This window comes from Mesorhizobium silamurunense (assembly GCF_014843825.1).
Lineage (GTDB): Bacteria > Pseudomonadota > Alphaproteobacteria > Rhizobiales > Rhizobiaceae > Mesorhizobium > Mesorhizobium silamurunense.
Map to the genome: position 1 here is coordinate 37,155 of NZ_JHQR01000062.1, position 24,262 is coordinate 61,416.

General features: G+C 64.0%; 24 protein-coding genes. 7 read left to right on the forward strand and 17 right to left on the reverse strand.

Annotated features, from left to right (window positions below; genetic code table 11):
- Positions 1-279 precede the first annotated feature (279 nt).
- From DH10_RS07260 to DH10_RS07300, 9 genes are all read right to left on the reverse strand, one after another.
- The gene (locus tag DH10_RS07260) at positions 280-1,344 is read right to left on the reverse strand and encodes an ABC transporter ATP-binding protein (protein ID WP_192255464.1); all 1,065 of its coding nucleotides are present in this window, start codon (positions 1,342-1,344) and stop codon (positions 280-282) included.
- Positions 1,345-1,358: 14 nt separating this feature from the next.
- The gene (locus DH10_RS07265) at positions 1,359-2,150 is read right to left on the reverse strand and encodes an ABC transporter permease (protein WP_192255466.1); all 792 of its coding nucleotides are present in this window, start codon (positions 2,148-2,150) and stop codon (positions 1,359-1,361) included.
- A complete protein-coding gene (locus tag DH10_RS07270; protein ID WP_192255468.1) occupies positions 2,147-3,061 on the reverse strand; it encodes an ABC transporter permease in 915 nt (304 codons plus the stop codon). The genes DH10_RS07265 and DH10_RS07270 overlap by 4 nt, the downstream gene beginning before the upstream one ends.
- A gap of 61 nt (positions 3,062-3,122) precedes the next feature.
- Positions 3,123-4,229 (reverse strand): ABC transporter substrate-binding protein, encoded by a 1,107-nt coding sequence (locus DH10_RS07275; RefSeq protein WP_192255470.1) that lies wholly within the window; start codon positions 4,227-4,229, stop codon positions 3,123-3,125.
- A 244-nt stretch (positions 4,230-4,473) separates the two neighbouring features.
- A complete protein-coding gene (locus tag DH10_RS07280; RefSeq protein WP_192255472.1) occupies positions 4,474-5,646 on the reverse strand; it encodes an iron-containing alcohol dehydrogenase in 1,173 nt (390 codons plus the stop codon).
- A gap of 18 nt (positions 5,647-5,664) precedes the next feature.
- Positions 5,665-7,053 (reverse strand): aldehyde dehydrogenase family protein, encoded by a 1,389-nt coding sequence (locus tag DH10_RS07285; RefSeq protein WP_192255474.1) that lies wholly within the window; start codon positions 7,051-7,053, stop codon positions 5,665-5,667.
- 156 nt (positions 7,054-7,209) lie between these two features.
- Complete coding sequence (locus DH10_RS07290) at positions 7,210-8,610, reverse strand: glutamine synthetase family protein (RefSeq protein ID WP_192384567.1); 1,401 nt, start codon at positions 8,608-8,610, stop codon at positions 7,210-7,212.
- Between the two features lie 87 nt (positions 8,611-8,697).
- Positions 8,698-10,260 carry an amino acid permease gene (locus DH10_RS07295; protein WP_192255478.1) on the reverse strand — a complete coding sequence of 521 codons (1,563 nt, stop codon included), beginning with the start codon at positions 10,258-10,260 and terminating at the stop codon, positions 8,698-8,700.
- A 19-nt stretch (positions 10,261-10,279) separates the two neighbouring features.
- Entirely contained in the window at positions 10,280-11,098 is an 819-nt protein-coding gene (locus tag DH10_RS07300) for an N-formylglutamate amidohydrolase (RefSeq protein ID WP_192255480.1), read from the reverse strand.
- 146 nt (positions 11,099-11,244) lie between these two features.
- Here DH10_RS07300 and DH10_RS07305 point away from each other — a divergent pair, with 146 nt between their 5' ends.
- The gene (locus DH10_RS07305; RefSeq protein WP_192255482.1) at positions 11,245-12,075 is read left to right on the forward strand and encodes a MurR/RpiR family transcriptional regulator; all 831 of its coding nucleotides are present in this window, start codon (positions 11,245-11,247) and stop codon (positions 12,073-12,075) included.
- 23 nt (positions 12,076-12,098) lie between these two features.
- Here the strand turns inward: DH10_RS07305 and DH10_RS07310 are convergent, their stop codons facing one another.
- Together DH10_RS07310 and DH10_RS07315 are read right to left on the reverse strand one after the other, a co-directional pair.
- Entirely contained in the window at positions 12,099-13,136 is a 1,038-nt protein-coding gene (locus DH10_RS07310; RefSeq protein ID WP_192255484.1) for a zinc-binding dehydrogenase, read from the reverse strand.
- Positions 13,137-13,141: 5 nt separating this feature from the next.
- Positions 13,142-14,383 (reverse strand): acyl-CoA dehydrogenase family protein, encoded by a 1,242-nt coding sequence (locus tag DH10_RS07315; protein ID WP_192255486.1) that lies wholly within the window; start codon positions 14,381-14,383, stop codon positions 13,142-13,144.
- Between the two features lie 120 nt (positions 14,384-14,503).
- Here DH10_RS07315 and DH10_RS07320 point away from each other — a divergent pair, with 120 nt between their 5' ends.
- From DH10_RS07320 to DH10_RS07345, 6 genes are all read left to right on the forward strand, one after another.
- Complete coding sequence (locus tag DH10_RS07320) at positions 14,504-15,319, forward strand: SDR family oxidoreductase (protein ID WP_192255488.1); 816 nt, start codon at positions 14,504-14,506, stop codon at positions 15,317-15,319.
- Positions 15,320-15,353: 34 nt separating this feature from the next.
- Positions 15,354-15,839: a MaoC family dehydratase gene (locus DH10_RS07325; protein WP_312891328.1), complete on the forward strand. Its 486-nt coding sequence runs from the start codon at positions 15,354-15,356 to the stop codon at positions 15,837-15,839.
- A complete protein-coding gene (locus DH10_RS07330; protein WP_192255491.1) occupies positions 15,836-16,873 on the forward strand; it encodes a phosphotransferase family protein in 1,038 nt (345 codons plus the stop codon). The genes DH10_RS07325 and DH10_RS07330 overlap by 4 nt, the downstream gene beginning before the upstream one ends.
- Before the next feature lie 17 nt (positions 16,874-16,890).
- On the forward strand, positions 16,891-17,667 hold the full coding sequence (locus DH10_RS07335; RefSeq protein ID WP_192255493.1) for an SDR family NAD(P)-dependent oxidoreductase: 777 nt from the start codon (positions 16,891-16,893) through the stop codon (positions 17,665-17,667).
- Positions 17,668-17,802: 135 nt separating this feature from the next.
- Positions 17,803-18,447 (forward strand): TetR/AcrR family transcriptional regulator, encoded by a 645-nt coding sequence (locus tag DH10_RS07340; RefSeq protein WP_192255495.1) that lies wholly within the window; start codon positions 17,803-17,805, stop codon positions 18,445-18,447.
- 169 nt (positions 18,448-18,616) lie between these two features.
- A complete protein-coding gene (locus tag DH10_RS07345) occupies positions 18,617-18,853 on the forward strand; it encodes a DUF680 domain-containing protein (RefSeq protein ID WP_192255497.1) in 237 nt (78 codons plus the stop codon).
- A gap of 104 nt (positions 18,854-18,957) precedes the next feature.
- Here DH10_RS07345 and DH10_RS07350 read toward each other — a convergent pair whose 3' ends face one another.
- The 6 genes from DH10_RS07350 to DH10_RS07375 all read right to left on the reverse strand — a co-directional run.
- Positions 18,958-19,182: a hypothetical protein gene (locus DH10_RS07350; protein ID WP_192255499.1), complete on the reverse strand. Its 225-nt coding sequence runs from the start codon at positions 19,180-19,182 to the stop codon at positions 18,958-18,960.
- An 84-nt stretch (positions 19,183-19,266) separates the two neighbouring features.
- Positions 19,267-19,845 (reverse strand): sarcosine oxidase subunit gamma, encoded by a 579-nt coding sequence (locus DH10_RS07355; protein ID WP_192255501.1) that lies wholly within the window; start codon positions 19,843-19,845, stop codon positions 19,267-19,269.
- On the reverse strand, positions 19,838-22,831 hold the full coding sequence (locus DH10_RS07360) for a sarcosine oxidase subunit alpha (protein WP_192384568.1): 2,994 nt from the start codon (positions 22,829-22,831) through the stop codon (positions 19,838-19,840). Before DH10_RS07360 ends, DH10_RS07355 begins: the two co-directional genes overlap by 8 nt.
- A complete protein-coding gene (locus tag DH10_RS07365; RefSeq protein ID WP_192255505.1) occupies positions 22,828-23,124 on the reverse strand; it encodes a sarcosine oxidase subunit delta in 297 nt (98 codons plus the stop codon). The genes DH10_RS07360 and DH10_RS07365 overlap by 4 nt, the downstream gene beginning before the upstream one ends.
- 11 nt (positions 23,125-23,135) lie before the next feature.
- A complete protein-coding gene (locus DH10_RS07370; RefSeq protein WP_192255507.1) occupies positions 23,136-23,558 on the reverse strand; it encodes a hypothetical protein in 423 nt (140 codons plus the stop codon).
- A partial coding sequence (locus DH10_RS07375; RefSeq protein ID WP_192384569.1) for an FAD-dependent oxidoreductase occupies positions 23,558-24,262 on the reverse strand: 705 nt, incomplete at its 5' end. The genes DH10_RS07375 and DH10_RS07370, both read right to left, overlap by 1 nt.

Below are 24,262 nucleotides of genomic sequence, written 5' to 3' on the forward strand. Positions count from 1 at the left end.
AAGCTACCGCTCAGGTCGGTGCCGCCCCTCATTGCCCTGCCGGGCATTTCTCCTCGTATAGTGACGGGGCGAAAGACGCCGTCACCGATGGTTTCGCCAATTGTCGCCGTTGCAGAATGAGGCGCCGGCGGTCGGCCCCCTTCTCCCCGTCACTATGCGGGGAGAAGGTGCCGGCAGGCGGAAGAGGGGCGGCGCCGACGTTTGATCGGCATCGAAGGGTCGACAACCGGGATTCACCGTTCAGCGCACCGGAGATCGCTGTGAAACGATGCTCGCTTCCTAGTGCAGGACCAACATATCGCCTGACGAGAACGAGATATCCGCCTTCTCGCCGACGGCGGGCGGCGGCGTCGCGGAGTTGTTGAAGGTGTCGAGCGACACCGTGTTGCCGCCGATGCCGACGCGTACCCGGATCACCGAGCCGAGGAAATGCACCTCGGCGATCTCGCCCGACAGGCTGGTGTCGTGGCCGGGCTGGCGCGCCAGCGAGATCGCTTCGGGCCTGAGCGCCAGCGACAGCGTGTCGCCGGACTTCGAGCCGTTGAGCTTGCCCTTGAGCGAAACTTCCTGGGCGTTGACCTGCACCTTGCCCGAGGCGGGGTCGGTGACCTTGCCCTCCAGCACGTTGAGCGTGCCGACGAAATTGGCGACGAACTTCGTCGCCGGCCGGTTGTAGATCTCGAACGGCGTGCCGACCTGCTCAGCCTTGCCGCCATACATCACCGCGATCCGGTCGGAGATCGACAGCGCCTCTTCCTGGTCGTGCGTGACGAAGATGGTGGTGATGCCGAGCTTCTTCTGTATCGAACGGATTTCCTCGCGCAGCGACACGCGCACTTTGGCATCGAGCGCCGACAGCGGCTCGTCGAGCAGCAAAAGCTTCGGCTTCGGCGCGATCGCGCGCGCCAGCGCGATACGCTGCTGCTGGCCGCCGGAGAGCTGGTAGGGGTAGCGATCGGCCATCTGCGGCAGCTTGATGATGTCGAGCATCTCCGCGACGCGGGAATCGATGGCCGCCTTGGCCATGCCCGCCACCTTCAGCCCGAACCCGATATTCTGCGCCACCGTCAGGTTGGGAAACAGCGCATACGCCTGGAACACCATGCCGACATTGCGCTGGTTCGGCTTCAGCCTGGTGATATCCTTGCCGCCGACGACGATCTTGCCGGCCGAGGGCTCCTCGAAGCCGGCCACCATGCGCAGCACCGTCGTCTTGCCGCAGCCGGACGGGCCGAGGAAGGAGACGAATTCGCCCGGCGCGACATCGAGGTTGAAATCCTCAACCACGGTGGTGGCTCCGAAGGACTTTCGCACATGCTGGATGGAGAGGAACGGCTCGGCCATGGCTTTTCTTTCGCTCAGTTCGGTCGGTTCGCCGATTTCGGCGCGAAGCGGGATAGGATCTGGATCAGGGACATGCAGCCCCAGGTAATGGCGAAGGCGATAATGGCCAGCGCCGCCGGCTCATAGGCACGGTTGGCGCCGATATTCTGCAGATACGGACCGAACGCCGGCCGGTTGAGCAGGCTGGCCATGGTGAACTCGCCGATGACGATAGCGAAGGTGAGGAAGGCGCCCGACAGCACCGCGATGAGAACATTGGGCAGGATGACGCGGGTGATGATCGTGGACCAGCCGGCACCCAGGATCTGCGCCGCTTCCGTCAGCGTCCGCACGTCGATGGTGCGAAGACCTGTATCCACTGCGCGATACATATAGGGCAGCGACAGCGTCGCGTAGCCGATCACCAGCAGAGCGTTGGTGGCCGTATCGTTTGCCAGGAACGGCAGCGGCGAATTCGACCCATACATCCTGATATAGCCGAAGACGATGACGATCGCCGGTATGACCAGCGGCAGCAGCGTGATGAACTCGACAAGCGGCCTGATTTGCGGCAGCCGCAGCCGAATCCAATAGGCCGCCGGCACCACCACCAGCACACCGAGGATGATGGTGAAAATTGCGGCAACCACCGAATACATGAAGGTCGCCTGGAAGCGCGGGTCTCCAAGCACGATCTGATAGGCGTCGAACGAATAGGCGCCGCGACGCATGCGCATGGAAAATTCCACTGTCGCGATCAGCGGGATGAAGAAATAGGCCGCGCCGAGGATGAAGACGACCCAGGCCCAGAATCTCCCGGTCTTCATTTCAGCCACCTCTCCGAGCGTGTTCGGAACCAGATGTAAAAGACATTGGCCAGGCCGGTGATAACGATCATGCCGAAGGCGATCGCATAGCCGAGATGGGCGTTGTGCAGCACGTCGCCGCGAATCTGCGCATAGAGCAGGATCGGCACGATGTTGAGCGAGGAGCCGGTCAGCGCATAGGCGGTGGCAATCGCCCCGAAGGCGTTGGCGAACAGGAGGATAACTGTGCCGAGAAAGCTCGGCCAAATCACCGGGATGACGACCATTCGCCAGTATTGCGCCGTGGTGGCGCCAAGCGTCGCGGCGGCCTCGCCCCATTCCTTCTTTAGCCCGTCGATCGCCGGCACGATGATGACCACCATCAACGGGATCTGGAAATAAACATAGGTCAGCGTGAGGCCCCAGAACGACAGGATGTTGAAGCCATGCGCGTAGATGTTGAGGCCAAACAGGGTGTTCAGGATCACCGTAGCGAGACCGAGTCGGCCAAGCGTGGCGAGGAAAGCAAAGGCCAGAGGGACGCCGGCAAAATTGGAGGCTACCCCGGAAAAAGTCAGCGTCGCCGAACGTATCCAATTGGGTAGGCCGCCACGCACGATCGCGATGGCGATGGCGAGGCCGGCAAATGCTCCGATGAGCGCCGATGCCAGGCTGACCTTGATCGAGATCCAGTAGGCGGCAACGATATTTGGCTCCGACAGAGCGATGAGATTTTCCAGCGTGAACTCACCAGCCTCGTTCTGGAACGCGCCCAGCATCAGGTAGAGCGTGGGCAGGATAAGAAACATGACTGCGAAGATGAAGAAGGGTGCAACGCCGATCCATTGCGTCGGCAGCCGCAACGCGCGCGCTTCGCTGGGCGGCGCGGTCTTTCCCGCAATGGCCTGGTTGGGGAACGAGACATCGGTCATGCGCCGGCTACCGTCCGTGAGAAGAGCCGGGCGGCCAGAGCCGCCCGGCCGTATCCTTCTGCTACTTCACGTTGGCGCCGACAGTGGCGTCCCAGTTCTTGGTGATCGCTTCCTTGGCCTTGCCCTGCTCATCGAGGGTCGGGAACACGGCCGATGCATAGGCTTCGGCCGGCGGCAGCTTGGCCATCACGTCGGCCGGGAGCTTGCCGTTCTTGGCGAGGTCGTTGAAGCGGATCGGATGGCAGTAACCCTTCAGCCAGCCGATCTGACCCTCGTCGGAGTAGAGATACTCGAGCCAGAGCTTGGCGGCATTCGGATGCGGCGCATAAGCGCTGATCGCCTGCACATAGACGCCGGCGACGACGCCGGTCTTCGGCACGACGACGTCGACCGGCGGGTTGCCCTTCAGCGTGTCGCGGCCAGCAAGCGCGTTGTAGTCCCAGGTGACCAGGATCGGGGTCTGACCTTGGGCCAGCGTGGCCGGCTTGCCGATGACCGGCACGAAATTGCCAGCGGCATTGAGCTTCTTGAAGAAGTCGAGACCTGCCGTGCCGGCTGCTTCACCAGCAGCGGCGCCACCGGACAGACCGGCGGCGTAGACCGCCTGGATCGCCTGGTTCGAGGCGCGCGGATCACCGGCGAGGGCGACGGTGTTGGCATAATCCGACTTCAAAAGGTCGGCCCAGTCGGCCGGCGCTTCCTTCACAAGATCCTTGTTCACCAGGAAGGACAGCACGCCGTAATAGTCGCCGGTCCAAAAACCATCGGCATCCTTAGCGCTGTCCGGGATCGAATCCCACGTCGATACTTTGTAAGCCTGGATCAGGCCGTCTTTCTTTGCGGTCGGGCCGAAGGAGAGGCCGACGTCGATCACGTCGGGCGCTTGCGGGCCCTTGTTGTCCTTGTTGGCCTTGATGGCCTCGACCTCATCGCCGGAGCCGGCATCGGGGTTGAGTTCGTTGATGGTGATGTCCGGATACTTAGCCTTGAAGGCGTCGATCACTGCCCCATAGCCGCACCAGTCATGCGGCAGCGCGATGACAGTCAGCTGGCCTTCGGCCTTCGCGGCCTTGGCGAGATCGTCCAGCGAATCCGCGGACGAAATCACCGTCGACGCGAAGAGCGCCGCGGCCGAGAGGGAAAGCACTTTCCCCGTGAACTTGAACATGTGTTCTCTCCGTTGAACTGGCGTCGTGGACGCCTGCGATGCGGGTATCGTTTTCGTGTGACAGCCAGATGAAGGCTTTTTGAAACCGGAGCCCCGCGGCACAAAAAGTTAACTCTTTTTAACGGACTGTAGCAATTAGCCCGCAGTTAATTTTCCGGCTAATGGTTAGTTGCCTTGCTTTTTGCCCCCTCTCCTTTTCATTGGGTGTCGTCTTCTTCAACTTTTCGGCATCCGAAGCCGGCTCTCATACGGAGCCGGCGATGGCGTCTTCCAGCAGCGTCAGCGCCGCCTTCTTGGTGAGCTTGACCGGGTTGCCGCCGGCGGTCGGATCGACCACCGCCATATCGGCGATCAGCGCCTTGCGCTTCTTGTCCATGTCGAGGCCCTTGATCAGGCCGGGCAGCGCGTGCGGCACCTTGAGTTCCTTGCGCAGCTTGACGATTGCCTTGGCGAAACCATCGAAGCCGCCCTTGATGCCGCAATAGGCGGCGAGCCGGGCGATGCGGTCCTCGATCGCCTCGCGGTTGAAGGCGAGCACATAGGGCATGAATACCGCATTGGTCATGCCGTGATGGGTGTCGTAGAGCGCGCCGATCGGATGCGACAGCGAGTGGATGGCCCCCAGCCCCTTCTGGAAGGCGGCGGCACCCATGGCGGCGGCGCTCATCATATGGGCGCGGGCAACCAGATCCTTGCCGTTGGCGAAGGCCTTGGGCAGGTTCTCGAACACCAGCCTGATGCCTTCCACCGCGATGCCGTCGGCCATCGGGTGATAGCCCGGCGCGCAATAGGCTTCGAGGCAGTGGGCGAGCGCATCCATGCCGGTGCCGGCAGTGATGAAGGGCGGCATGCCGGCCGACAGCTCCGGATCGGCAATGACGATCGCCGGCAGAAGCTTCGGGTGGAAGATGACCTTCTTGGTGTGGGTCGCCTCGTTGGTGATGACGCCGGCGCGGCCGACCTCGGACCCGGTGCCGGCCGTGGTCGGCACCGCGATGATCGGCGCGATCGCGTCCGAATTGGCTCTGGTCCACCAGTCGCCGATGTCCTCGAAATCCCATACGGGCCGAGTCTGCCCGGCCTGAAAGGCGATCAGCTTGCCGAGGTCGAGCGCCGAGCCGCCGCCGAAGGCGATGACGCCGTCATGCTTGCCCTTCTTGAACACCGCGATGCCGGCGGTGAGGTTGGACTCGACCGGGTTCGGCTTCACCTCGGAAAACACGCCATAGGGCACTTGTGCCGCGTCTAGGATTTTTAGCGTCGATGCGACGACCGGAAGCTTTGCCAGGCCCGGATCAGTGACGAACAGCGGGCGCTTGATGCCGGCGGCCGCCAGCGCGTCCGGCAGTTCCTTGATGCGGCCGGCGCCGAAACGGACGGTGGTGGGGTAGTTCCATTTGGAGATGAGCTTGGACATTTTCTGTCTTTCGAAAAATCAGATCGCTTCACGCAGGTGGTATGATTTCGGCCGGGTCAAATTGTCGTAGCCGATGGCCGAGAGCGCGGCGCCCTTGCCGGTGTCCTTGACGCCGGTCCAGACCAGCGCCGGGTCGAGGTAGTCGCAGCGGTTCATGAACACGGTGCCGGTCTCGACGCGGTCGCCGATCGCCACCGCGCGCTCGGTGTCGCGCGTCCAGATCGAGGCCGTCAGCCCATAGGGGCTGTCGTTCATCAGCGCGATCGCCTCTTCATCGTTGCGCACCTTCATGATGCCGACGATCGGTCCAAAACTTTCCTCGCGCATGACGCTCATCTGGTGGTCGACCTCGGTCAGCACTTCGGGCGCCAGATAGGGCGAGCCGGGCCGATCGTTCTCGACCTTCATGTCGATGTGCGCCCTGGCGCCCTTGCGCAGCGCCTCGGCCTTCTGCTCGCGGATCAGGTCGGCAAAGCGCGCCTGCGCCATCGGCCCCATGGTGGTCGCGTGCTCCAGCGGGTTGCCGACGACGTAGTTCTTGGTCTCGGCGACGAAACCCTCGACGAACTCGTCATAGACCTTCTCGTGCACATAGACGCGCTCGATGCCGCAGCAGCACTGGCCGGAATTGTAGAAGGCGCCGTCGACAAGATTGGCGACCGCGTGGTCCATCTTGGCGTCGGGCAGCACATAGGCCGGGTCCTTGCCGCCGAGCTCGAGGCCGAGCGTCATGAAGCTGCCTGCCGCCGCCTTCTCGATGGCACGGCCGCCAGCCACCGAGCCGGTGAAGTTGACATGGTCGATCTTGCCCGAGCCAAGCAGCTTCTCGGTCTGGGTGTGGTTCATGACCAGGTTCTGGAACAGGCCCTTGGGGAGACCTGCCTTGTCAAAAGCCTGTTGGAAGCGCTCGCCGACCAGCAGCGTCTGCGCGGCGTGCTTGAGGATGACGGCGCTTCCGGCCATCAGCGCCGGCACGATGGTGTTGACCGCGGTGAGATAGGGATAGTTCCAGGGAGCGATCACCAGGACGACGCCGAGCGGCACCTTCTTCACATAGCGGCGAAAGCCCTCCTTCGGATTGGAGGCCATGACCGGCTTCAGCGCGGCTTCAGCGATCTCGACCATGTAGCTGGTGCGTTCCTTGACGCCGCCGAACTCGCCGCCATAGCGCACCGGCCGACCCATCTGCCAGGCGATCTCGGGCACGATCTCATCGGTCATGGCGACCAGTGCTTCCAGCATCGCCAGCATGTATTTGCCGCGCTCGACGATGGGCGTTTCGGCCCATTTTTCCTGCGCCGCCTTGGCGCGCTCCACCGCCGCGTTGATCGCCTGGTCCGTCGCGACCGGCCGCTCGGCATAGATCGAGCCGTCGATGGGTGATTTGAGTTTGACCGTTTCGGTCATTTCTTCCTCGCAGTTTTACAACAATCGAAAATCATGTGGCCTTGGCTTCACGCTTCGCCCCTTCTTCCGCCCATCGCAGAGAAGAAAGAAAGTCCGGCCCCGGCGCTCCAGTCCCAGAGAGAGTAAAGGGCAGCGTCGGCGCCTTGGCGCTGGTACCTAGTACCGCTCAAACCCCCGGTGCAGTTCCCAATCCGTGATGCGGCGGTCGTACTCGAACTGCTCCCAGTGAGCCGTGTGCACATAGTGCTCGATGACGTCCTCACCGAAAGCCTGCTTCAGCATTTTCGACTTCGACAGCGTCTCGGTGGCGTCGCGCAGCGTCTTCGGGATCTCCGGCAGCTGCGACGCTTGATAAGCATCACCGAAGAAAGGCTTTTGCAGTTCCAACTTCTCGTCGATGCCGGCAAGGCCGGCGGCGATGAGCGCGGCGAAGGCGAGATACGGGTTCAAGTCGGCGCCGCCGATGCGGCACTCCATGCGGATGCCCTTGGTGCCTTCGCCGCAGAGCCGGAAGCCGGCGGTGCGGTTGTCCTCGCTCCACATGATCTTGGTCGGTGCGAAGGTGCCGGCCTGGAAGCGCTTGTAGGAGTTGATGTAGGGCGCCAGGAACCAGGTGAACTCCTTGGCGTATTTGAGCTGGCCGGCCGCCCATTGCTGGCCGAGGGTCGACAGCGTCCATTCGGCGTTTTTGTCGAAGAAAAGCGGCGTCTTGCCGTCGGCGCTCCACAGCGAATTGTGGATGTGGCTGGGGTTGCCGGCGAGCCCGTAATTGTACTTGGCCTTGCCGGCGAGCCCGTAATTGTACTTGGCCATGAAGGAGATCGCCTTGCCTTCGGAATCGGCGATCTCCTTGGCGCCGTTCTTCAGGATGACGTGGCGGTCGGCCATCTCGAGCGCTTCGGCATAGCGCACGTTGATCTCTTCCTGGCCGGGCCCCCACTCGCCCTTGGAATTCTCGATCGGAATGCCGGCGGCCTCCATCTCGTTGCGAAGCCGGCGCATGACGCCTTCTTCCTTGGTGGTGATGCCGATCTGGTAGTCGCCGATATAGGGCGAGGCCGAGTCGAGGCCCTGCCAGTGCTTCTTGCGGGCGGAATCGTAGGTTTCGCTGAACAGGTAGAATTCGAGTTCGGAAGCGAAATAGCCGATATAGCCGCGCTCGCTCAGCCGCTTGACCTGCCTCTTCAGGATCGCGCGCGGAGAATGCGCCAGGTCCTCATGGTCGTGGTGGTCGAGCACGTCGCAGATGACCAGCGCCGTCTTTTCGAGCCAGGGGATGCGCCGCAGCGTCGATAGGTCGGGCTTCATGACGAAGTCGCCATAGCCCTTCGACCAGCTCGCAGCCTTGTAGCCGGGGACCGGCTCCATATCGATGTCGGCCGCCAGCAGATAGTTGCAGCCATGCGTCTCGTCATGCGCCGAATCGACGAAATACTGGGCCAGGAAGCGCTTTCCCGCGAGCCGGCCCTGCATGTCGACGATGCAGGCCAGCACCGTGTCGATCTCACCGTTCGAGACCGCTTGCTTCAACTGTTCGAAAGAGAAATTCCCGGCCATTCCTTTGGCACTCCAGTGCTGGTCGATTGAAGGGTGGAAACGAAACCATGGCCGGCGCGGCGCCGGCCATGGCATTGAAGGGAGGTCTCAGTTGCCGGTTTCGCCCACCGCCTGTTCGGCCGCCTTGATCGCCGCCTGGCGCTTGGCGATCTCATCGCCGATCGGCGGACCCTGGAAGCGGCGGTTCTCGAAGCCGTACCAAAGCACCGCGGTCAGCAGGATGAAGCCGATGGTGATATAGAGCACCTTATCGTTCGGCGGCTGGATGGCGATGTAGAAGATGATCGCCATGCCTATGACTGACAGGATGCAAACCAGCTTGAACAGCCCGGCACCGAGATTCCATGGGCCCGGGCTCGGCCATTTTGCCGTTCCGAAAGCCATCATGCCGAGCACGATCGGGATGATGAAGGAGAGGAACAGGAAGACCAGCGTCGAGTTGACGACGATGGTGTAGATGTTCGTGCCACCAATCGAGATGAACTGGGCAAGAAAGACATAGATGATCTCGAGGACAGCAGCCGTCCAGATCGCGTGGACGGGCGTGCGCCAGGTCGGGCTGACCTTGGCAAGCGAGGCCGAGCCAACCGGCATGCCGCCGTCGCGCGAGAAGGCGAAAAGCATGCGCGACGCCGAGGTCACGGTGGCGAGGCCGCAGAGGAACTGCGAAATCAGGATGGCAAGGTAGAGCAGTTCCTTGAGCCAGACCGGCAGGATCGCGTCCATGGTCGAGAAGAAGACGCTCCAACCCTGCTTGGCACCTGCCGCGAGGTCCGGAATGGCCAGCACGATCGCGCAGACCATAGCCCAGCCGATAAGCGACGACCAGAGCACCGACGAAATGATCGCCCGCGGAACGGAATGCGCGGCCTTCAGCGTTTCTTCCGATGTATGCGCCGACGCGTCATAGCCGGTAATGGTGTAGACCGGCAGCAGCAGGCAGAGCAGGAACAGGTAGGTCATGGAATCCGACTGCGGGAAAACCCCGCCGCCTGCGTCGCCCGAATAATTGGTGAACGTCCACAGCCTGGTGATGTCGATTGCCGGAGCGAAAACCAGGCAAGCCACGATCAACACCGCCGTCGCGCCAAGGATCAGGAAGCCGGAAGCGTCGGTCAGCATGGCGGTGAGCTTGATGCCGAAATGATTGCAGAGCGCCTGGATCACCGTGATGACGGCGACAAATCCGACGATCTCTCCCGGTGTGCCGGTGATGCCGAACCAACTGCCGAACGTTCCGACGAAGAAGAATGCGGTGCCGATGTTGATGGCGCCCAGCACGGTGATCAGGCCAAGCAGGTTGAGCCATGCAGTCAGCCAGCCGGTGAATCGGTTGCCGAGGATCGACGCCCAATGATAAAGGCCGCCCGCTGTCGGGAATGCCGAGGCGATCTGCGCCATGGCGAGGGCGAAGAATCCGGATACGGCGCAACCGACGATCCAGCCGATGCCGGCGCCGGCGCCGCCGATCGAAGATATCGCCTGGGCGAAAGAGTTGATGCCGCCCGAAAGGATGCAGATGATCGAGAAGGAGATCGCGAAGTTCGAGAAGCGGCTCATGCTTCGCGACAATTCCTGGGCATAGCCCATTCCGTGGAGAACCTTTAGGTCCTCGTGCTTGTCGACTTCTGTGTAGTCTTGCGCTGACATGTTAGTCCCCTGTTGATTCTTAGCTGGCCGATTGAATTGACTTTCCCATTGCGCGTTGTCGGGAACCCCTGGCCTCCTCGGGCTCCAGATTCGAAAATATGCCTGTGAGCAGATCCGCCCATTTCCGCTGCCCGGTCTCGCCGGAGATTTCGTCGTTGCGGATTTCGATCATCGCGCAGGCAAGGCCGCGCGAGCGCGCATGCCGTTCCAGCGTGAAGTAGACGCGGTCGGCCGGCGAATAAGGCTCGTTGACGCCGACGGTGACGCCGGCAAGCCGCTGCAATGCCGATATCAGCGGCGCCGCCAGCCTGCGGTCGTCGTCATGGATGATGCCGATATGCCAGGGTCGGCTCCTGCCCCTGTAGACCGGCGTAAAGGAGTGCACCGACACCAGCCGCGTCTCCTGGCCACGCGCCAGCCGCTGTTCGATGATCTCGGCGATGGTGTCATGGAATGGACGCCAGGCCAGGTCGACGCGCGCCGCGCGCTGTTTGTCGGAAAGACCCGTATTGCCCGGGATGGCCGTCGTCTCGCTGACCGGCGGCACGAGGTCCGGCGCGTCGAGCGGCCGGTTGCAGTCGATCACCAGGCGCGAGACCCGGGTCTCGACCAGCGTGGCATCGAGCGCATCGGCCATGCGGCTGGCGACGGGCAACGCGCCCGGATCCCAGGCGATGTGGCGGGACAGATCCTCGATGGGCAGGCCCAGCGTGCCGAATTCGGCTGGCAGGAAGTTCGAGGCGTGGTCGCAGGTGAGGACGAAGGGGCTCGAGCCGCCGGGGTTGGTCACCCTTACGGTCTCCGACGGTGCAAGGCTGGCCGGCCGTGCTTTCTCCATACTGCCGTCCCCTGGGGAGCGCTGTATCGTATGTTACGTATTTTGCCTCATTGCGTCCCTGTGAATGATTTCATACACTTTACCCGGCTTTGTCAAACGCCGAATTCCGAAAACGGCGGCGACCGGGTCAAAGGGTGGGGAAAACCATGATCTCCAGCATCGCCGAACTGATCTCGGACCGCATCGGCACCATGCCGGCGGGCGAGCGCCGCGCCGCACAGACGCTGATTGCCAACTATCCGCTGACCGGGCTGAAGACGGTGGCCGAATTCTCGATCGCGGCGGGAGTTTCATCGCCGACGATCCTGCGTTTCGTCGCCAGGCTGGGTTTCCAGAACTATCCCGAATTCCAGTCGGCGTTGCAGGATGAACTGGCGGCGCAGTTACAGTCGCCGGCGTCGCGCACGCTCAACCCGGCATCGCCCGCCGGTGGCGGCGCGGTTTCGCCGATGCTGGAGGCGACGCTCGACAACATGCGCGAGACGTTCCGGCACCTCTCCGACAAGCAGCTGGCCGACATCGCCGCAAGACTTGCCGAGCGGCGCGGCAAGACCTTCCTGATCGGCGGCCGCTTCACCGACCCGCTGGCGCGCTACATGGCCGCCCATCTCGCCATCATCCAGCCGGATGTCTACCACCTCGCCGGCCAGGAGAGCATCTGGCGCGACCGGCTGATCGATATGGGCAAGCGCGACGTGCTGGTGATCTTCGACATCAGGCGCTACCAGGAAAGTCTGATCCGCTTCGCCGAGAAGGCGCACGAGCGCGGCGTGCAGATCGTGCTCTTCACCGACCAGTGGCTGTCACCCATCGCCCGCTTCGCCCGCCACGTGATCGCCGGCCGCACCGCAGTGCCTTCGGCCTGGGACTCATCCGCCGCCCTCTTCGTCGTTGCCGAAACGCTGATCGGCGCTGTCACCAGGCAACTCGAAGCTGCCGGCGCCAAGCGCATCCGCGACCTGGAGAGCCTGCGCTGAGTGGTCACCAATCTGAGTAGCCGCTACGGCTTGATGAACACCTTGCCATTCGGCTTGGCCAACTCGGCCGGCAGCCGCGCCATCGCCTCGTCCAGTGGCACCACCGCCGTCACATCGGTCGACCACCGCCCGTCGGAAAAGCGTTTTTGCGCTTCCAGCACCGCCGGGCCGAGCCGGTCGCGGAACCGCCGCATCCATTCGGCGAGCCAGAAGCCTTCGATGCGCTTGTGCTGGAAGATCAACTGGCCTGGCTCGCGTATCACCGTCGGCTCGGCATCGAGCCGGCCATAGACGATCCAGCGCGAACGCTTCGGCATGGCATTGAAGATAGCCGAGGCCAGCGGGCCGGTCACCGCGTCCAGGAAGATGCGCGGCTGCTCGGCTTTCATCACCTCGCGCAGCGCAGCCTCGAAATCCGCCGCCTTCTCGTTGAGCACATGAGCGGCGCCGATGCCTTTCAGCAACGGGATCTGCTCCTCGCGGCGCACGGTGACGATCGGCCGAAAACCTTCCTCCTTCGCGAGCCCGATGATCAGCTTGCAGAGCTGGCTGGCGCCGGCGGTCATGATGAACGCCTTCTCCCCTTCTCGGCTGACGATGTCGAACATGGCTAAAGCGGTCAGCGGATTGACGATCATCGCGGCGCCGTCCTCGTCGCGCACCGTGTCGAGCAGTGGGATGCAGGACGCCGCCTCCGCCACCGCATAGTCGGCCCACGAGCCCCAGTTCGACACCCCGGTGGCGAAAGCGACGCGCTTTCCCTCCAGGCTCCTTGCATAGGGATCGTTGCCCGTCGCGACGACGATGCCGACGCCTTCGAAACCTGCCGGCTGCCCCTTTACCCGCGGCTGGCCGTATTGGCCCTTGATGAAGGCGATATCGGAGGGGTTTATCGAGGCAAGGCTGACCTTAATCAGCGCCTGCGTCGGGCCGGGCGCGGGCACGGCGATATTGCCGGGCCGCAGATAAGGCTCCGTCGCCTCCAGCGCGCCGGCCGAAGGTGTTCTGGTGTAGCCGTCGCCGACAAGCAGCAAGGCCTTCATTTCCGATGGAAGCGCCATGGCGATCAGACCTTTTCCTGCGTGTATTTCCTGAGCTCGGTGCGGGCCACCTGCCGCCGATGCACGGCGTCCGGCCCGTCGGCCAGCCGCAGGGTTCTCAGATGCGTCCAAGAGCGGGCAAGCGGCGTGTCCTGGCTGATGCCCTGCGCGCCGAACATCTGCACCGCCTCATCGGTGACCTTGAGCGCGACGCGGGGTGCCACCACCTTGATCTGGCTGATCCAGGGCGCGGCGGCGCGCGCATCGCCCTGGTCGATCATCCATGCCGCCTTGAGGCACAAGAGCCTCGCCATCTCGATCTCCATCCGGCACTCGGCGATGATATCGAAATTGGCGCCGAGCTTGGCCAGCGACTGGCCGAAGGCCTCGCGCCGCACGGAACGCTGGCACAGCATCTCCAGCGCCATCTCGGCCTGGCCGATCGCGCGCATGCAGTGATGGATGCGACCCGGCCCCAGCCGCCCTTGCGCGATCTCGAACCCCCTGCCCTCGCCGAGGATCAGGTTCGCCGCCGGCACCCGCACATCCTCGAACCTCAGATGCATATGGCCGTGCGGCGCGTCGTCGTCGCCATAGACCTGCATTGGGCGCAACTTAGTGATGCCCTTGCTGTCGGAGGGCACCAGGATCATCGAATGCCGGCGATGCTGCGGCTCGTCGTCGGAGCCGGTCCTCACCATGACGATGTAGATCGCGCAGCGCGGATCGCCGGCGCCCGACGCCCACCATTTCTCGCCGTTGAGCACATAGTAGCCGCCGCGCCGCTCGCAGCGCATCGAAATATTGGTGGCGTCGGACGATGCGACGTCCGGCTCGGTCATCAGATAAGCCGAGCGAATCCTGCCGTCGAGCAACGGCTCCAGCCATTCTTGCTTATGGTCTTCCGAGCCGTAGCGCTCCAGCACTTCCATGTTGCCGGTGTCGGGCGCCGAGCAGTTGAAGGTCTCGGCGCCGAGATGCGCCTTGCCCATCTCCTCCGCCAGATAGGCGTATTCGACGGTCGACAAGCCATAGCCGCGCTTGGAATCGGTGAGCCAGAAATTCCACAACCCGCGTGCCCGCGCCGTCTTCTTCAACCCTTCGAGGATCTCGGTCTGCCTGGCCGTATAGGCCCAGCGGTCACCGTTCCGGCCAACCTCGGCCAGAAACTCCTCGCCGAGCGGCGCGATCTCGTCGCGCACCATCGCGGCCACGCGCTGATGGATCGGCTTCAGCCGCTCGGTCATGCCGAGATTCATGTCCGCCATCGGTTCTGGCCCTTTCACAGATGCATCTTTACCCGTGGCAAGGATGACCGTACTTCGGCTAGCCTTGTCAACGCGAGTCCTTCGGTTCCGGCCGGGACGAGGCACGTGGGAGGAATTGGGATGAGCTATTTGGACAGGCTGTTCTCGGTCGCCGGCAAGACCGCACTGGTGACCGGTGCCGCGACCGGCATCGGCCGCATGGTCGCGACCGGGCTGGTACGGGCCGGTGCCACCGTGATGATCGCCTCGCGCAAGGGCGAGGACTGCGTGCGCGTCGCCAGCGAGCTCAACGCGCTTGGCGGCTCAGGCCGCGCCGAGGGTTTTGACGGCGACGTGTCCAGCGAAGCGGGCATCGCTGGTTTGGTCGCCGAGGTGAAGGTGCGCACGGATCGGCTGCACATCCTGGTCAACAATGCCGGCATTTCCTGGGGCGCGCCGCTGGAGGAGTTTCCCTATCACGCCTGGGGCAAGGTGTTCGGCGTCAACGTCACCGCCGTCTTCCACCTGACGCGCGAGTTGCTGCCGCTGCTCGACGCCGCCGCAAGCGACGAGGACCCGGCCCGCGTGATCAATCTGGGCTCCGTGATGGGCACCCAGCCGCTGGCCGACGATGCCTATTCCTACACCGCCTCCAAAGCCGCGGTGCATCACCTGACGCGCACACTGGCGATCGAGTTCGCCGCCCGCCGCATTACCGTCAATGCCTTTGCCCCCGGCCCCTTCCAGAGCCGGATGACGGCCTTTGCCACCGCCACGGAGGAGCAGGCGAAACATGTCGGTAACCATGTTCCGCTCGGCCGCATCGGTGTGGCGGATGACATTGCCGGCGCAACGCTCTATTTGTGCAGCCGTGCCGGAAGCTATGTCACCGGCGCCATCCTGCCGATCGACGGCGGCCAGTCGGTGCAGCACGGGATGACATTGTTCAAGGAATAAAAGCGCTCGTTATCCGGGCGGGGGTGCGGAGGACATCAGCGTGGAACCGATCAGACTCGATACGCTTCTGGCCAGCGTCGGCAAGGAAGTCGGCGTGTCGCCCTGGCGCACGGTGACGCAGCGCATGATCGACCAGTTCGCCGACGCCACCGACGATCATCAGTTCATCCATTGCGATCCGGAGCGCGCCGCGCGTGAGACGCCGTTTGGCGGCACCATCGCGCATGGCTTCCTGTCGCTGTCGCTGCTGTCGGCCATGACCTTCGAGACCATGCCGCCGATCGAGAACACCAAGATGGGCGTCAACCATGGCTTCGACACGCTGCGCTTCCTGGCGCCGGTGAAGACGGGCTCGCGCATCCGCACGCACTTCGTGCTGGCCGACGTCAAGGTGCGGCCCTCAGGATGGGTGCAGACGGCGCATGACGTCACCATCGAGATCGAAGGATCGAAGAAGCCCGCGCTCACCGCGCGCTGGCTGACGCTGACGCTGATCGAGCGCCAGCCAGAGACCGCATGAGCGGCGACGCCAACGCTCTCAATCAAGCGGCGCTTGCGCCGTACCTCGAAGCGCATATCCCGGGCTTTGCCGGGCTTTCCGCGATCGAAAAATTCAAATCCGGACAGTCGAATCCGACCTATCTGCTCACCGCCGCCAGCGGCCGCTACGTGCTGCGCGCCAAGCCGCCTGGACAGCTGCTGAAATCGGCGCACCAGGTCGACCGTGAATTCCGGGTCATGCAGGCGCTTGCCGGCACCGCCGTGCCGGTGCCGCGCATGCTGCATCTCTCGGGCGAAGTAACGCCGATCGGCCGCATGTTCTATGTCATGGAGTTCCTCGACGGCCGCATCTTTTGGGACCCCTCATTGCCGGATGCATCCGGCAATGACGAGCGGGCCGCGATCTACGACGCCATGAACGCGACGCTCGCCGCCCTGCACGACGTCGATATCGAGGCCGTGGGCTTAAGCGATTTCGGCAAGCCGGGCAGCTATTTCGAGCGCCAGTTCGCCCGCTGGACCAGCCAGTATCGCGCCTCCGAAACCGAAAACATCGCCGACATGGACCGGCTGATTGCCTGGCTCGAGACCCATATGCCGGCCGCTGACGGCCGCGTCTCGCTGGTGCATGGCGATTACCGGCTGGACAACATGATCTTCGCCAAGGACGAGCCGAAGGTCATCGCCGTGCTCGACTGGGAGCTGTCGACGCTCGGCCATCCCTTTGCGGACCTCGCCTATCAATGCATGCAGTGGCGGCTGCCGCATGCTTCCGGCTTTCGCGGCCTCGGCGGCGTCGACCGCGCCACGCTCGGCCTGCCTTCCGAGGAGGCCTATGTCGCCGCCTATTGCCGCCGGCGCGGCATCGACGGCATCGGCGACTGGACCTTCTTCCTCGCCTTCTCCTTCTTCCGGCTGGCGGCGATCTGCCAGGGTGTCTACCGCCGCGCGCTGGACGGCAACGCCTCCAATCCGGAAAAGGCCAAGACCTATGGCGAGGCGGTGAAGCTGCTTGCCGCGCTGGCGGTCGACCTGATCGACAAGAAGATTTGACAACGGAGCGTTGAGCGATGGGCCGTTTCGATGGAGCGGCGGTGCTGATCACGGGGGCGACCGGCGGCCTCGGCAGCGGCACGGCCAAAGCCTTCGCCGCCGAGGGGGCGCGGCTGGTTCTTTCCGATCTCGACGAAGCAGCGCTCGGCGACTTCGCGGCGACACTCGACGCCGAGACCGGGCTCCTTGCCGGCAACATTGCCGACGAGAAGCTATCCGAGGATCTGGTGAAGCTTGCCGTCGAGAAGTTCGGACGGCTGGACATCGCCATCAACAATGCCGGGATCGTGCACGCCTTCGTGCGCCTGCCGCAAGTGACGTCGGAGGAAGCGCGCCGGGTGCTTGAGGTCGACCTGCTCGGCGTCTTCTACGCCATGAAGCACCAGATCCCGCAGATGGAGCGCCAGTTCAGGGAAACGGGCAGGGGCGGCGCCATCGTCAACATCGCCTCGGTCGCGGGTCTCTCCGGCGCGCCCAAGCTGTCGGTCTACGCCGCCGCCAAGCATGGCGTCGTCGGGCTGACGCGCTCGGCGGCGGTCGAATATGCAAGCAAGGGGATACGCATCAACGCGGTCTGCCCGGCTCATACGAGGACGGCGATGGTCGACGGCTTCGTGCGTTCCACCGGCGCGCCGGAAGCCGAAGCGCTTGCCGAGCTCACCCGCGGCGTGCCGATGAAACGGGTCGGAGAGGTCGACGAGATCGTGACCGGCGTCCTTTATCTCGCCGATCCCGCCAACTCCTTCATGACCGGCCATGCGCTCGCGCTCGATGGCGGCATCGGCGCCACCTGATTTCGGGAAAGGCGGTCTGGAATTGCGTTGGAACAAAGCGCTAGAGCGTACCTTGCCGAACCAGGCCGCTCCCTTGCCCGTTGCCGTACACTGTATATAATTTCGTCAGGCAACCAATCAAAAGGCAGGCGGACATTGGCGCTGAGCGTTCAGAAACGCCGCGAGAAACAGAAAGCCGAGCTTCGTTCCGAACTGGTCGATGCGGCCCACAAGCTCGTCCAAGAAGAGGGCTACGAAGGGCTTACCATCCGCAAGCTGGCCAAGCGGGTCGGCTACGCGCCGATGTCGGTCTATTCCTATTTCGCCGACAAGCAGGACATCCTGTTCGCGCTGGCTGAAGACGCCTTCGAGACGCTTGCCCGGCGCATCGAGGAGCATCCCGCCGATGACCCGATCGAAGCGCTGCGGGCGGTGATGACCGAATATGCCGCCTTCGGGCTCGGCAACCCCAATGAATATCGCACCGTGTTTATGACCGAGAAGACGCGGCTGCCGGAGGGCCGCAGCTACGAGGACATGGAAGAGGGCAACCCGGCGATGAAGGTGCTGATCAAAAGGGTCGAGGCCTGCGTGGCCGCCGGCAAGCTCAAGGGCGACCCGCGCGCCATCGCCACCATGCTGTGGACCGTCGGCCATGGCACGATCTCGTTGCTGATCACCTTCCCCTTCTATCCCTTCGGCGATCCCCAGGCTTATGTGAAGCGGATGTGCGACTTCATGCTGGTCTCCTTGTCGGCACAGGACATACCCCCTCTCACCGAAACACCCGTCAACTGCTGATCGGCCATCTTTGACCGTTTTGCCCATCCGATCGCTTGATCCGCGGCGGTGAATTCCTACGTTCAAGAAAATTTGTCGTACGCGTACAAATTCGCCCTTGCATTCACCTTCCGTTAACCGTATATGTACAGCATATCGTACATGTACGAAAATCGACTGGAGACGGAAGATGAAAAAGACAATCCTCGCACTCGCTGCCGTGCTGGCTTTCTCGGGCGCCGCTTTCGCTGGCGCGAGCCAGCCGGCCAAGCACGCCCCCGCGGCCTGCGCTCAGACCAACACCAATATGACGCTTGACTGCACTGCGACCGGTTCGGTCGAAAAGGCCGACGCCGTCAAGACCCAGACCACCAAGGGCCCGCGCCTCGGCATGGACGTCAACCCGTGGTTCGTGCCCGGTCTTTAAGCGCAGGCAGCTTCGCACAAAAACTAAACGAAAACGGGCGGCACTTGGCCGCCCTTTTTCGTTTCAGCTGTATTCGAAACGTCTGAAGCAATGTCGCAAGCCGCCTATTTCTTACGCGGCTTCTTTCCAGTCACGTTCTTCGCCCTCCCAGACTTTGCGGGAGCGCCAGAAATTGAGGTTCCGGTGATCGACACCGGATCGCTGGCCGGAAACGTGTCCTCGAGGCCTTCCTCGAGTTCCTCATCCTCGACCTCGTGATGCCGTTCCCGCTCCAGCGAACGGACAGCCGCGGTCTTCTTGGGCGACTTCGGCGCGGATCTGGACGGCATCGGCTTCTCCCTCGCTGGTCGCAAACAACGGGCCGGATTGGCGATGGTTCCCGCAGCGACCCTTAGGGCAATCGGCCGCAAGCATCAGTTCGCCGCGTCGCTCGCTGCTTCCGACAGCAAAGTAAAGACATAGTCCGAGAAGGAACGCCAGCACTCCACCCGGAACGTGTCTTTCGCGGTACGCAGCAGCACGATCTCGGCCTTGCCCAGGATGGTGCGCGACGCCGCCCCGACCGGGAATGCTTCGAGCGACAGGTCCTGCGGGCAACCGGAATTGACCGTCACCTCAGCCGCAAGGCCGGCGACCGAGATCGCGACGTTGCGATGCGAGATGCCAACCGCCGAATGCAGCGCCGAGACCTTGGCGCAATCGGCCAGCGGATCGTTGCTGGCCTCGTCGATGACCAGCCACTCGTCCGGCCCGAGCCACAGCGCCGTGCGCCCGCCCTTCGCCTCCGAGGTCTTCGGCTTTGCCGGCAGCGTCACGCCGAGCGCCTTCGACAACGCGGCGACCGAAGCCTCCGGCGCGCGCAGCGAAATGCGCTCGGCCGGCGGCAGGATCTCGACCTTGACGCCCGGCGCCGATACCGCGCGGCCGCCAAGCGCGGGACGCCGCTCGACCGAGGCTTCAGCGGCTTTTGTCTTGACGGCAGCCTTAGCCATTGAGGCGTTCTCCCTTCTCGTCGACGAACACCATGCCGGTGACCTCCACCTCGATCGTGCCGCTGGGCATCGGCACGTAGAGCGTCTGGCCCATGCGGTCGCGGCCGCCGGCGACCATCGCCAGCGCGATCGAGCGCCCGCAATTCTCCGACCAATAGCTGGATGTGACGTGGCCGATCATCTTCATCGGGATCGCCTGCTTCGGATCCTCGACGATCTGCGCGCCCTCTTCCAGCACCACCTTCGGGTCCTTGGTCTTCAGACCGACGAGCTGCTTGCGGCCCTTGGCGACCAGGTCAGACCGGGCCATGCCGCGTATGCCGACGAAGTCGGTCTTCTTCTTGCCCCCCGCCCAGTCGAGCCCGGCATCGTTCGGCGTGACCGTGCCGTCGGTGTCCTGGCCGACGATGATGTAGCCCTTCTCGGCGCGCAACACGTGCATGGACTCGGTGCCGTAAGCAGTGGCGCCATGCTTCTGGCCTTCGGCCCACAGCGCTTCCCAGACCGCTTCGCCATAATCGGCCGGCACATTGACCTCGAAGCCGCGCTCGCCGGTGAAGGACATCCGGAACAGCCTCGTCGGCACGCCGCAGATCTTGCCCTCGCGCACCGACATATGCGGCAGCGCCTCGTCCGACATGTCGATGCCTTCGACCAGCGGGGCGATGATCTCGCGCGATTTGGGCCCCTGCACCGCGATCACCGCCCATTGCTCGGTGATCGAAGTCAGCCAGACATTGAGATGCGGGAATTCGGTCTGAAGGTAATCCTCCATGTGATGCATGACGCGCGGCGCGCCGCCGGTGGTCGTCGTCACATGGAAGCGGTCCGGCGCCAGCCTGCCGACAACACCGTCGTCATAGATGAAGCCGTCCTCGCGCAGCATGATGCCGTAGCGGCAGCGGCCGGGCTCCAGCTTCTCCCACGGGTTGGTGTAGAGCAGTCCCATGAATTTCGCCGCGTCCGGCCCGACCACCTCGATCTTGCCGAGCGTCGAGGCGTCGAACAGCCCGGCCACTTTTCGCACCGTCACGCATTCGCGGTTGACGGCGGCGTGCATGTCCTCGCCGGCCCTGGGAAAGTACCAGGCGCGCTTCCACTGGCCGACATCCTCGAAGACCGCTCCGTGCGCGGCGGCCCAGGGATGGGTCGCGGTCCTGCGGGTCGGGTCGAACAAGGCACCGCGCGCATGGCCGACGATCGAGCCGAACGTCACCGGCGTATAGGGCGCGCGGAAGGTGGTGAGGCCGACCTGCGGGATCGGCTTGCCGAGCGTCTCGGCCGCGATCGCCAGGCCGTGCATGTTCGACGTCTTGCCCTGGTCGGTCGCCATGCCGTTGGTGGTGAAGCGCTTGACGTGCTCGATCGAATGCATGCCCTCGTGCACCGCCTGGCGGATGTCCTTGGCGGTGACGTCGTTCTGGAAATCGACGAAGGCCTTGACCGTGGTGTCCGGACCGGCACCGGGAGCGGCGCCAAGCATGCCGCGCGACCAGCTCTCGCTGGCATCGACCTTCGGCTTGGCGCTCTTGCCTGCCTTGCCGCCGGCTTCCTTTGCCGCCTTGGCGCCGGCCGCGTAGGCCTCATCGATCGTCGCGTCCAGCCCGTCGGTGCCGTTGCAGGCGCCGATCGAGACACAGTCCTGCGCGTAGGTTCCCGGCACGAAGCGCCGCGTCTCCTCGTTGAAGGCGACCTTGCCGCGCGACTGCGAGAACAGATGCACCGACGGCGTCCAGCCGGCCGACATCAGGATGGCGTCGACCGGGATGGTGCGCTCGCCGCCGCCATTCTTCGGCTGCACGGTCATAGACGACACGCGCAGCTTGCCGCCGGCGCGGATCACCGCGCGGCCGAAATTGATCTCGATGCCGAGGCCTCTCGCCTCGTCGATCGCCGGTCCGGTCGGGTTGTCGCGCAGGTCGACGATTGCTGCGACATTGACGCCCGCCTTCTTCAGGTCGATCGCCGCCGCGTAAGCCGAGTCGTTCGCTGTATAGACGCCGACATTCCTGCCGACCGCGACGCCATAGTGGTTGAGATAGGTGCGCGCGGCCGACGCCAGCATGATGCCCGGCCGGTCGTTGTCGGCGAACACCATGTGCCGCTCGATGGCGCCGGTCGCCAGCACGACTCGCCTGGCGCGGACCTGCCACAGGCGCTCGCGCGCCAGTTCCCGGCCAGGGCTCTTGAGATGGTCGCTGACCCGCTCGACAAGACTGACGAAATTCTGCGCGTAATAGCCAAAAGCAGTCGTGCGCGGCAGCAAGCGGACATTGTCCATGGCCTTGAGCTTCGCGATCGCACCTTGAGCCCAGGCAAAGCCGTTCTCGCCGTCGATTTTGGCGCCGCTCTCGAAGCGCAGGCTGCCGCCGAATTCGGCCTGCTCGTCGGCGAGGATCACCCGCACACCCGTTTCGGCGGCGGCAAGTGCTGCGGCAATGCCGGCGGCACCGCCGCCCAGCACCAGCACCTCGCAATGCGCATAGCGCGCGGCATAATGGTCGGGGTCCGGCCGGTCGGGAGAAACGCCGAGGCCGGCCGCCGCGCGGATCTTCGGCTCGTAGAGATTCTTCCAGGCCGACTTCGGCCACATGAAGGTCTTGTAGTAGAAGCCGGCCGAGAACATCGGCGAGGCAAGATCGTTGACCGCGCCGACGTCGAAGGCAAGCGAGGGCCAGCGGTTCTGTGAATGGGCCGTCAGCCCGTCATAGAGCTCCTGCACGGTCGCCCGCACATTCGGCGTCTTGCGCGCATCGTCGCGCACGATCTGCACCAGCGCGTTGGGCTCCTCCGCGCCGGCCGACAGGAAACCGCGCGGCCGGTGGTACTTGAAGGAACGGCCGACGAGGTGGACGCCGTTGGCGAGCAGCGCCGACGCGAGCGTATCGCCTTCGATGCCGGCATAGGACTTATCGTCGAAACTGAAGGAAGCCGTCTTCGCCTGGCTGAGGCGCCCGGCGCCGGGAATGCGGAACGCGGGGTTCATTTCGAGGCTCCAGGCAGCTTAGCGGGCTTCGGCTCGCCGGCCTTGTAGGTCATGACGAACTTGTCGGTGACGGTGTCGCGCACGGCGTTGAAGAAGCGCGCGCAGCCATGGATATGCCGCCAGCGCTCATAGATGACGCCCTTCGGGTTCGCGCGGATGAAGAAGAATTTCTCGAAGTCGTCGTCACTCTCGCCGGCAATGTTGGTCGGGCGCACGATATGCGCCTCGCCGGCATTGCGGAACTCGAGTTCCGGGCGCTCTTCCTCGCAATAGGGACAGCGGATGAGAAGCATCTAGGTTGATCCTACAATTCGCCATGGCCGACGCGGGCGCCGGCCGGTTGATCGCAAAGCCTCTGGCCGAGCGCCGCGAAGGGCGCGACGAGCCGCATGCGTTCCTCGACGCTGGCCGAGGGTTTCAACAGCGCCCGGTTCGCCATGTTGCCGAGCGTGAGCTGCATCGGGTCTGTGGTGACGATGACGCCGCGCGGATGGAAGGGCTCGCCTTCGCCCAGATCCTTCGGCCTGTTCTCGAAGAACATCACTACCTTGCGGCCGCCGCTCCAGACGCAGGCAAGCATGCCTTCACCGACCGAGAACGGCCAATCCGTCTCGTGGTCCGCCCGGCTGATCGCCTGGACCCGCACTTCGCGCGCCGAGGCCACGTGGAAAGGCCCCTGCTCGCCGGCGAGCACCAGCGGCATCGCGACAGCCATCTCGGCCATCATCAGTGCGCCACCGCCGCCGCCGCGGCCTCGTCGATGAGGCGGCCGGTGCGGAAGCGCTCAAGGGTGAAGGGCGCGTTGATCGGGTGCGGGTCGTCCCTGGCGATGGTGTGGGCAAAGACGTTGCCTGAGCCGGGTGTCGCCTTGAAGCCGCCGGTGCCCCAGCCGCAGTTGACATAGAGCCCCTTGACCGGCGTCTTCGCCAGGATCGGCGAGCGGTCCGGCGTCACGTCGACGATGCCGCCCCAGGAGCGCAGCATCTTCATGCGCGTGAAGATCGGGAACATCTCGCAGATTGCATCGAGCGTGTGCTGCAATATGTGTAGGCCGCCGGTCTGCGAATAGGACACATACTGGTCGGTGCCGGCGCCGATCACCAGCTCGCCCTTGTCGGATTGCGAGATATAGGCGTGCACGGTGTTCGACATCACCACGCAGGGCACCACCGGCTTGACCGGCTCCGACACCAGCGCCTGCAGCGGATAGCTTTCGAGCGGCATGCGCACGCCGGCCATGTTCATGATGACCGAGGAATGACCGGCCGCGACCACGCCGACCTTTTTTGCGCCGATGAAGCCGCGCGTCGTCTCGACGCCGGTGACGGCGCCGTTGGCCGCGCGCTTGACGCCGGTGACCTCGCAGTTCTGGATGATGTGGACGCCGCGCGCCGATGCGCCGCGCGCATAGCCCCAGGCGACCGCGTCGTG

Excerpts from the sequence above, each read along its gene's own strand:
- DH10_RS07275 (WP_192255470.1), bottom strand. The coding sequence starts at position 4,229 with ATGTTCAAGTTCACGGGGAAAGTGCTTTCCCTCTCGGCCGCGGCGCTC.
- DH10_RS07300 (WP_192255480.1), bottom strand. The coding sequence starts at position 11,098 with ATGGAGAAAGCACGGCCGGCCAGCCTTGCACCGTCGGAGACCGTAAGG.
- DH10_RS07320 (WP_192255488.1), top strand. The coding sequence starts at position 14,504 with ATGAGCTATTTGGACAGGCTGTTCTCGGTCGCCGGCAAGACCGCACTG.
- DH10_RS07315 (WP_192255486.1), bottom strand. The coding sequence starts at position 14,383 with ATGGCGGACATGAATCTCGGCATGACCGAGCGGCTGAAGCCGATCCAT.
- DH10_RS07270 (WP_192255468.1), bottom strand. The coding sequence starts at position 3,061 with ATGACCGATGTCTCGTTCCCCAACCAGGCCATTGCGGGAAAGACCGCG.
- DH10_RS07260 (WP_192255464.1), bottom strand. The coding sequence starts at position 1,344 with ATGGCCGAGCCGTTCCTCTCCATCCAGCATGTGCGAAAGTCCTTCGGA.
- DH10_RS07285 (WP_192255474.1), bottom strand. The coding sequence starts at position 7,053 with ATGACCGAAACGGTCAAACTCAAATCACCCATCGACGGCTCGATCTAT.
- DH10_RS07360 (WP_192384568.1), bottom strand. The coding sequence starts at position 22,831 with ATGAACCCCGCGTTCCGCATTCCCGGCGCCGGGCGCCTCAGCCAGGCG.
- DH10_RS07305 (WP_192255482.1), top strand. The coding sequence starts at position 11,245 with ATGATCTCCAGCATCGCCGAACTGATCTCGGACCGCATCGGCACCATG.
- DH10_RS07345 (WP_192255497.1), top strand. The coding sequence starts at position 18,617 with ATGAAAAAGACAATCCTCGCACTCGCTGCCGTGCTGGCTTTCTCGGGC.
- DH10_RS07290 (WP_192384567.1), bottom strand. The coding sequence starts at position 8,610 with ATGGCCGGGAATTTCTCTTTCGAACAGTTGAAGCAAGCGGTCTCGAAC.
- DH10_RS07355 (WP_192255501.1), bottom strand. The coding sequence starts at position 19,845 with ATGGCTAAGGCTGCCGTCAAGACAAAAGCCGCTGAAGCCTCGGTCGAG.
- DH10_RS07295 (WP_192255478.1), bottom strand. The coding sequence starts at position 10,260 with ATGTCAGCGCAAGACTACACAGAAGTCGACAAGCACGAGGACCTAAAG.
- DH10_RS07330 (WP_192255491.1), top strand. The coding sequence starts at position 15,836 with ATGAGCGGCGACGCCAACGCTCTCAATCAAGCGGCGCTTGCGCCGTAC.
- DH10_RS07350 (WP_192255499.1), bottom strand. The coding sequence starts at position 19,182 with ATGCCGTCCAGATCCGCGCCGAAGTCGCCCAAGAAGACCGCGGCTGTC.
- DH10_RS07280 (WP_192255472.1), bottom strand. The coding sequence starts at position 5,646 with ATGTCCAAGCTCATCTCCAAATGGAACTACCCCACCACCGTCCGTTTC.
- DH10_RS07265 (WP_192255466.1), bottom strand. The coding sequence starts at position 2,150 with ATGAAGACCGGGAGATTCTGGGCCTGGGTCGTCTTCATCCTCGGCGCG.
- DH10_RS07310 (WP_192255484.1), bottom strand. The coding sequence starts at position 13,136 with ATGGCGCTTCCATCGGAAATGAAGGCCTTGCTGCTTGTCGGCGACGGC.
- DH10_RS07370 (WP_192255507.1), bottom strand. The coding sequence starts at position 23,558 with ATGATGGCCGAGATGGCTGTCGCGATGCCGCTGGTGCTCGCCGGCGAG.
- DH10_RS07365 (WP_192255505.1), bottom strand. The coding sequence starts at position 23,124 with ATGCTTCTCATCCGCTGTCCCTATTGCGAGGAAGAGCGCCCGGAACTC.
- DH10_RS07335 (WP_192255493.1), top strand. The coding sequence starts at position 16,891 with ATGGGCCGTTTCGATGGAGCGGCGGTGCTGATCACGGGGGCGACCGGC.